The sequence below is a fragment of the Pseudomonas sp. SDO5532_S415 genome (genome assembly GCF_054071155.1).
The window spans coordinates 1-5,180 of the sequence record NZ_JBSVWS010000260.1 but is presented as its reverse complement, the minus strand read 5'-3'; the positions used below and the strand labels follow the sequence as shown (position 1 = coordinate 5,180).

The 5,180-nt window shown below is 60.3% G+C and carries 6 protein-coding genes; all 6 read right to left on the bottom strand.

Features of this window, described 5'->3' with window-relative positions:
- Nucleotides 1–121: 121 nt before the first annotated feature.
- The 6 genes from ACW9HW_RS28585 to ssuE all read right to left on the bottom strand — a co-directional run bounded on the left by ACW9HW_RS28585 (nucleotide 122) and on the right by ssuE (nucleotide 4,906).
- Nucleotides 122–337, bottom strand: coding sequence for a TOBE domain-containing protein (locus tag ACW9HW_RS28585; protein WP_007967989.1), 216 nt, complete (start codon nucleotides 335–337; stop codon nucleotides 122–124).
- Nucleotides 338–445: 108 nt separating this feature from the next.
- Nucleotides 446–1,252: an aliphatic sulfonates ABC transporter ATP-binding protein gene (gene ssuB / locus ACW9HW_RS28580; RefSeq protein ID WP_095196294.1), complete on the bottom strand. Its 807-nt coding sequence runs from the start codon at nucleotides 1,250–1,252 to the stop codon at nucleotides 446–448.
- Entirely contained in the window at nucleotides 1,249–2,031 is a 783-nt protein-coding gene (gene ssuC / locus ACW9HW_RS28575) for an aliphatic sulfonate ABC transporter permease SsuC (RefSeq protein WP_056854057.1), read from the bottom strand. Before ssuC ends, ssuB begins: the two co-directional genes overlap by 4 nt.
- 8 nt (nucleotides 2,032–2,039) lie before the next feature.
- On the bottom strand, nucleotides 2,040–3,188 hold the full coding sequence (gene ssuD / locus ACW9HW_RS28570; protein ID WP_008026018.1) for an FMNH2-dependent alkanesulfonate monooxygenase: 1,149 nt from the start codon (nucleotides 3,186–3,188) through the stop codon (nucleotides 2,040–2,042).
- Between the two features lie 53 nt (nucleotides 3,189–3,241).
- Complete coding sequence (locus ACW9HW_RS28565) at nucleotides 3,242–4,207, bottom strand: sulfonate ABC transporter substrate-binding protein (protein ID WP_095196292.1); 966 nt, start codon at nucleotides 4,205–4,207, stop codon at nucleotides 3,242–3,244.
- Nucleotides 4,208–4,312: 105 nt separating this feature from the next.
- Entirely contained in the window at nucleotides 4,313–4,906 is a 594-nt protein-coding gene (ssuE, locus tag ACW9HW_RS28560) for an NADPH-dependent FMN reductase (protein WP_095196291.1), read from the bottom strand.
- Nucleotides 4,907–5,180 lie beyond the last annotated feature (274 nt).

The following is a 5,180-nucleotide window of genomic DNA, read 5'->3' as shown; positions in this document are numbered from 1 at the left end:
ATGCATTCCATTTGTGGGAGCGAGCCTGCTCGCGAAGGCCACACCACCGAGCCGACTGATTCACGCGCATAAAAAACCCCGAAGGGCTCAAACCCTTCGGGGTTGTCGTTTACGCACCGTCTTACAACTTGGCGATCGACACCTCGGTGGATTTCACGAAGGCGATCACTTCACTGCCCACGGCCAATTCCAGCTCCTTTACCGAACGGGTGGTGATCACGGAGGTGACGATGCCGGAAGCGGTCTGCACATCGATTTCCGACAGCACGTCACCGAGAACGATTTCCTTGATGGAGCCTTTGAACTGGTTGCGCACGTTGATGGCTTTGATAGTCATATTTATTTCTCCTGAGGTCGAAATGAGCTGCAAGTTGCAAGCTTCAAGCTGCAAGAAAAAAGCGATTTGCCTCTTCTTGCAGCTTGTAGCTTGAAGCTTGCCGCTGCTCTACTGCGCCCAACGCAATTGCGTAGGCAAGGGTGAAACAGGTTCCGGTTCCGGCGGTTGTCCGGGCAGTGACAGCACGCGATTGAGGACTTCGGTTTCCAGCGCCGCCAGCCGATGAGAACCGCGGACCCGAGGGCGCGGCAGTTCCACGTGCAGGTCGAGGCCGACTTCGCCGTCTTCGATCAGGATCACCCGATCAGCGATCGCCACCGCTTCACTGACGTCGTGGGTCACCAGCAACACAGTGAAGCCGTGCTGCTGCCAGAGCCGTTCGATCAGTTGCTGCATTTCGATACGGGTCAGGGCATCCAGCGCGCCCAGGGGCTCATCAAGCAACAGCAGGCGCGGTTGATGGATCAACGCACGGGCCAGCGCCACACGTTGCTTCTGCCCACCGGACAAGGCCGCCGGCCACTCGTTGGCGCGGTCCGCCAGACCGACCGCTTCCAGGGCTTCCAGTGCCTTTGGCCGCCAGTTGCCCTTGAGCCCGAGGCCGACGTTATCGATGATCTTTTTCCACGGCAGCAGACGCGCTTCCTGGAACATCAACCGGGTGTCTTCCCGCGCCTCACTCAGCGGCGCGGAACCGGCCAGCAACTCACCGCCCGTAGGCTGATCGAGGCCGGCCAACAAGCGCAGCAAGGTGCTTTTGCCGCAACCGCTACGACCGACCACCGCGACGAATTGGCCCGCCGGAATATGCAGGTCGATCTCGCGCAACACCTGCCGCGAACCGAAGGTTTTTTGCAACTTGCGCACCGCCAGCGGTATCCCGCGCAGCAGGCGTGGAGGTTGTTGAGCCGTCATGCGGCACCTCCTTTAACGACTTGATAGGCCGGGTGCCAACGCAGCCACACACGCTCAAGTCCACGGGCCGCGAGATCAGCGAGCTTGCCGAGCACCGCGTACATCAGAATCGCCAGCACCACCACGTCGGTCTGCAAGAATTCACGGGCATTCATCGCCAGATAACCGATGCCGGAGCTTGCAGAGATGGTTTCCGCGACGATCAGCGTCAACCACATGAAGCCCAGGGCGAAGCGCACGCCGACCAGAATCGAAGGCAGCGCACCCGGCAGAATCACTTGGCGGAACAGACTGAAGCCGGACAAACCGTAACTGCGGGACATCTCCACCAGCGCCGGATCGACGTTGCGGATGCCGTGATAGGTGTTGAGGTAGATCGGGAACAACGTGCCCAGCGCCACCAGGAAAATCTTCGCCGACTCATCGATGCCGAACCACAGGATCACCAGTGGAATCAGCGCCAGGTGCGGCACGTTGCGGATCATTTGCACCGAACTGTCGAGCAAGCGCTCTCCCCATTTCGACAGGCCGGTGATAAAGCCCAGTGTCAGGCCGATGCCCCCGCCGATGGCAAAACCCAGCGCCGCACGCCAGCCACTGATGGCCAGGTGTGTCCAGATTTCACCGCTGCGCACCAGGCTTACACCGGCCTCGATCACGGCGATGGGCGCCGGCAGAATCCGCGTGGACAACCAACCCGCCGACACAGACAACTGCCATACCGCCAACAGCAATACCGGCAACGCCCAGGGCGCGAGGCTGTGGATGATTTTCTTCATGGCGCGCCTCAGCTCTGGGACGCGGCTTTGGGAAGAATATCGTTGGCCACCATCTCGCCAAACGGGCTGACGTAGCCGGCGCTTTTCGGCAACTCGGGACGTTCGATATCCAGGTGCGGGAACAACAGCTCCGCGACGCGATATGACTCTTCCAGGTGTGGATAACCGGAGAAGATAAAGGTGTCGATGCCCAGGTCCGCGTATTCCTTCACGCGAGCGGCCACGGTCGGACCATCGCCCACCAGCGCCGTACCGGCACCGCCACGCACCAGACCGACACCGGCCCACAGGTTGGGGCTGACTTCCAGGTTGTCGCGACTGCCGCCGTGCAGCGCGGCCATGCGTTGCTGGCCGACCGAATCGAAACGCGCCAGCGAAGCCTGGGCGCGCGCAATGGTGTCGTCGTCCAGGTGCGAGATCAGGCGATCCGCCGCTTGCCAGGCTTCAGCATTGGTTTCACGAACGATCACATGCAGACGAATACCGAAGCGAACGGTGCGACCGAGCTTCGCGGCTTTGGCCCGCACCTGCTCGATTTTTTCCGCCACGGCCGCCGGTGGTTCGCCCCAGGTCAGGACCATTTCCACCTGCTCTGCCGCCAGGTCCTGCGCCGCTTCGGAGGAGCCACCGAAGTACAGCGGCGGACGCGGTTGCTGGATCGGCGGATAGAGCAGCTTGGCGCCCTTCACGCTGATGTGCTGACCGTCGTAATCGACGGTTTCGCCTTCCAGCACCCGACGCCAGATGCGGGTGAATTCCACCGAGGCCTGATAGCGCTCCTCATGGGTCAGGAACAGACCATCACCCGCCAATTCTTCCGGATCACCACCCGTTACCAGGTTGAACAATGCTCGCCCGCCGGACAAGCGATCCAGCGTCGCCGCCTGACGCGCGGCCACCGTCGGGGAAATGATCCCGGGGCGCAGGGCGACAAGGAATTTCAAACGCTGGGTCACCGGAATCAGCGATGCCGCTACCAGCCACGAGTCTTCGCAGGAACGACCGGTCGGAATCAGCACCCCGCCGAAACCCAGGCGATCAGCCGCCTGCGCGACCTGTTGCAGGTAACCGTGGTCGACGGCGCGAGCGCCTTCGGCGGTGCCAAGGTAATGGCCGTCGCCGTGGGTAGGCAGGAACCAGAAGATATTGAGGCTCATGGAGTGGTCTCCTTGGGGAATCGAGTGACTGGGCTTTGGTTACTGAGGCGTGGTTACTGAGCTTTGGCAACGGCCGCCGGCGGCGTCCAGATCACGTCTTTGATGCTCAACGGCTTCGGAATCAGCTTGAGTTGGTAGAAGCTGTCGGCGATTTTCTGTTGGGCGGCGACCACTTCCGGGGTGAGGAACAGCGCGCCGTAGCCCTGGCGTTTCACCGAGGTCAGGGTGATGTCCGCCGGCAAGCCGAGCAGTGGTGAAACCTGTTGGGTCACGTCTTCAGGATTGGCCTTGGACCATTCGCCAACCGCACGCACTTCTTCCACGAGGGTCTTGATCACCCCAGGATTTTTCTGTGCGTAAGGCTTGGTCGCCAGGTAGAACTGATGGTTGTCGACGATGCCCTGGCCATCGCGCAGGGTGCGCGCTTGCAGTTGCTGTTCGGCGGCAGCCTGGTACGGGTCCCAGATGACCCAGGCGTCGACGCTGCCACGTTCGAACGCGGCGCGGGCATCGGCCGGCGGCAGGAACACGGTCTGGATATCGGTGTATTTGAGGCCGGCATCTTCCAGGGCGCGTACCAGCAGGTAGTGCACGTTGGAGCCTTTGTTCAGGACGACTTTCTTGCCCTTGAGCTCGGCCACCGATTTGATCGGTGAGCCTTTCGGCACCAGGATCGCTTCGCTGTGGGGTGCTGGTGGTTCGTAAGCGACGTAGAGCAGATCGGCGCCTGCCGCTTGAGCGAACACCGGCGGTGTTTCGCCGGTCACACCGAAGTCGATGGAGCCGACGTTCAGGCCTTCGAGCAGTTGCGGGCCGCCGGGGAATTCAGTCCATTGCACGTCCACACCTTGGGCGGCGAGGCGTTTTTCCAGGGTGCCTTTGGCTTTGAGCAGCACCAGGGTGCCGTATTTCTGATAGCCGATTCGTAGCGTTTCAGCTTGAGCTTGAGTAATGGCGCCGAAGGTGACAGCCGCAGCAAACAGAGCGACCAGACCACGACGCAAAATGACAGGGCGCATGGCGCTCTCCTTTTTGCAGTTGGGTTTTGGCTGCACCTGCTTGCCCGTTGGCGGGCGAGTAAGGCCAGTACATCAATTTTGGGTGGGGCTAATTTTCGGTGAAACTCAAATGCTCCAACGAGCACTCAACAAACGATCATTCAACAGATTCGGATCGAGCGGCTTGGGCCGTCGCGCCATGGCACTGAAAAACAATTCCAGCGATTCATTCAGCCGCTCTTCCAGTTCGGGAGCCAACTGCGCCTGGGCGCTGCCTTCGCCATAAGCAATCTGGCTGTCGACCGCGAAAATCCCCTGTAGCAGTTCCTGGGCTTTCAACGCCGACAACACTGGCTTGAGTGCGTAATCCACCGCCAGCATGTGGGCGATGCTGCCACCCGTCGCCATCGGTAGAACCACTTTGTGCGCCAGAGCGCGCTCGGGCAGCAGGTCCAGCACGGTTTTCAACGCACCGGAAAAAGAGGCTTTGTAGACCGGGGTGGCGATCAGCAGGCCATCGGCGTTTTCAATCTGTTGCAGGAGATCGATCACCTTCGGGCTGTCGAAGCGCGCGTGCAGCAAGTCTTCGGCCGGGAAGTCCCGCACCTGGTAACTCACCACTTCCACGCCTTGCCCTTGCAACCAACGTTGGGAGCGCTCCAGCAGCACCCCGGAACGGGAGCGTTGACTGGGACTGCCACCGAGTGAGACGACCAGCATTCAGACAATTCCTTGAACGGTGTTGGCGATTCGCGGTTTGCGATCTCGCTTCGATGGAGTGACCTTAACAGCTGATTAATATATCCATAAATCATATTTATTCATTTGGTTATGCGTTTAAGAGATATACCTGTCAGGTTTTCCCAGACAAAAAAAAGGCCGTCGAAACGGCCTGAAATCCCCTGCTTTATGGATTCAATTCACCTTGAAACTTGCGGCGCCTGGGCCAGGCGTCTTCGCGAGCAGGCTCGCTCCCACAGTTGACCGCGTACGA

Excerpts from the sequence above, each read along its gene's own strand:
- ACW9HW_RS28585 (WP_007967989.1), bottom strand. The coding sequence starts at position 337 with ATGACTATCAAAGCCATCAACGTGCGCAACCAGTTCAAAGGCTCCATC.
- ssuB (WP_095196294.1), bottom strand. The coding sequence starts at position 1,252 with ATGACGGCTCAACAACCTCCACGCCTGCTGCGCGGGATACCGCTGGCG.
- ssuC (WP_056854057.1), bottom strand. The coding sequence starts at position 2,031 with ATGAAGAAAATCATCCACAGCCTCGCGCCCTGGGCGTTGCCGGTATTG.
- ssuD (WP_008026018.1), bottom strand. The coding sequence starts at position 3,188 with ATGAGCCTCAATATCTTCTGGTTCCTGCCTACCCACGGCGACGGCCAT.
- ACW9HW_RS28565 (WP_095196292.1), bottom strand. The coding sequence starts at position 4,207 with ATGCGCCCTGTCATTTTGCGTCGTGGTCTGGTCGCTCTGTTTGCTGCG.
- ssuE (WP_095196291.1), bottom strand. The coding sequence starts at position 4,906 with ATGCTGGTCGTCTCACTCGGTGGCAGTCCCAGTCAACGCTCCCGTTCC.